The 2,277-nt window shown below is 53.6% G+C and carries 2 protein-coding genes; both read left to right on the forward strand.

The genetic code is table 11. The features are described from left to right. Positions 1-950 (forward strand): amidohydrolase (locus tag BTA31_RS22250; RefSeq protein WP_076794303.1); only part of this gene is annotated, 950 nt, incomplete at its 5' end. Beyond that, positions 947-2,277, forward strand: a 1,331-nt coding sequence (locus BTA31_RS22255; protein ID WP_076794307.1) for an MmgE/PrpD family protein, incomplete at its 3' end; no start/stop codon positions are given. The genes BTA31_RS22250 and BTA31_RS22255, both read left to right, overlap by 4 nt.

Here is a 2,277-nt window from a genome sequence, read left to right on the forward strand (position 1 = left end):
GACCCGTCATTGTGCTGAGGGCGGATATCGATGCGCTTCCGATTCAGGAACAGACTGGCCTTCCGTTTGCCTCTAAACACGAAGGAAAAATGCATGCGTGCGGACACGATTTTCATACTGCCTCGATCATCGGAACAGCCATTTTGCTGAACCGTAGAAAGGACGAATTCATAGGGACGGTCCGCTTCATTTTTCAGCCCGCAGAAGAAATTGCCGCTGGAGCAAGAAAGGTCATTGAAGCAGGAGTGCTGGACGGGGTTTCCGCCATTTTTGGCATGCATAATAAGCCCGATTTGCCAGTCGGCACGATCGGATTGAAGGAAGGAGCCTTAATGGCGAGCGTCGACCGATTCGAGATCACGGTTAAAGGTAAAGGCGGGCACGCCGGCATTCCGGACAACAGCGTCGACCCCATAGCCGCGGCAGGCCAGATCGTCAGCGGCTTGCAGTCGGTTGTCAGCCGCAATATCAGCTCGCTGCAAAATGCCGTCGTCAGCATTACAAGAATACAGGGCGGCAGCTCGTGGAATGTAATTCCGGACCAAGTAGAAATGGAAGGTACTGTCCGCACCTTTCAAAAAGAAGCTAGATCGGCTGTGCCGGAACATATGAAACGGGTGGCCGAGGGAATTGCAGCCGGCTTTGGGGCTCGGGCTGAATTCCGCTGGTTCCCATATTTGCCTTCCGTTCAGAATGACGGCCGCTTTTTTACGGTGGCAGCAGAAGCGGCATCCCGTCTCGGCTATCAAACCGTCCAGGCCGAACAGTCCCCCGGCGGAGAAGACTTCGCTCTTTACCGGGGAAAAATTCCGGGCTTTTTTGTTTGGATGGGGACCAGCGGAACAGAAGAATGGCACCATCCGGCATTTACATTGGACGAAGCGGCTTTAAAGACGGCCGCCCGCTATTTTGCCGAGCTGGCTGTCATCGCGCTGGAGACGGTCAAATGAATGGACGAGAGCTGACAAAAAGTCTGGCTCATGCCGTTATATCTTCGCGTCCTGAGGATGCCGCTGATGCGATGCGTGAAGCAGAGAAGGGCCTGCTCGATTTCACAGCCGCAGCTTATGCAGGAAGAAACGACAGCGGCGTGAAAAAACTGCTGCACTTGCTCGAGGGGGAAGGCGGCAAACCGATCGTTCCCCTTATCGGCCAAGGAAAAAAAGCATCTCCATTACAAGCAGCGCTGCTTAATGGATTTACGGCACATGCGCTTGATTTTGATGACGTCCATTCCGATGTAAGGGGTCATCCGAGCGCGGTCATATTGCCTGCCCTTCTTTCTTCCGAGGCTTCCCGCGGGGAGGATGAACGTTTTTTCGGCGCTTATATTTTAGGGGTAGACGTCATGGCGAGGCTTGGCGAATCGATTGGCGGCCGGCACTATGAAAAAGGCTGGCACAACACAGGGACGCTTGGCGCTATAGCTGCAGCCTGTGCAGCAGGTTATGCAGAAAACCTATCCATTGAAGAGCTTGAAAGAGCGATCGGTTTTGCCGCCTCTCAATCAGCGGGAATGAGGGTACAGTTCGGTACGGAAATGAAGCCTCTGCACGCCGGGCTTGCTGCCCGGTCCGGGTTGTTTGCCGTTAAGCTGGCTCAGTCGGGCTTTGGGGGCTCGGACGCGGCCCTTGATGGAGAACTCGGTTTTTTTAGTCTGTACGGCCATTTGGAAAAAGCACAACATTCATTGTTAAACCATTGGGGGGCGCCGTGGAGAATCGTTGACCCTGGACTGTGGTTTAAAATTTACCCGTTCTGCTCTGCAGCACACCACGCAGCAGATGCCATTCGCCATCTTATAGCTGAGCATGAGATCTCTGCCGAAAAGACGGAAAGGGTTGAAGTTGTTTTTCCTCCTGGGGGAGATGCCGCTTTAACAGAAAGCCGTCCCGCAACAGGGGAAGAAGGCCGCTTCAGCGTTGAGTACGTCATCTCCCTTGCTTTGAACGGTCAGAAGCTTGCGGCAGACCGCTTCAGCAGCGAGCCGATCCCAAGCGGCATCCGGGCGTTTATGGAGCGGATTCACCGTGTTTATGATGCCGGGATCCGCCCTGATCCGAAAGCTGTTCCAAAAGGCCGTTTTACGATTGTACGTGCATTTCTTGCGGACGGGAGGGTTTGCGAAGCCCGCATCGATTGTCCAAAGGGAGCGCCAGGCAATCGATTATCAGGACAAGAATTGATACAAAAGTTGAATCTTGCGCTTCATCCTGATGAACAAAAAGCGGGCCATTTGCTTTCCGCTATTAGGGAAAAGAACATTCACCGCTTTTT

Source organism: Bacillus haynesii, from assembly GCF_001969855.1.
GTDB classification, from domain to species: domain Bacteria; phylum Bacillota; class Bacilli; order Bacillales; family Bacillaceae; genus Bacillus; species Bacillus haynesii.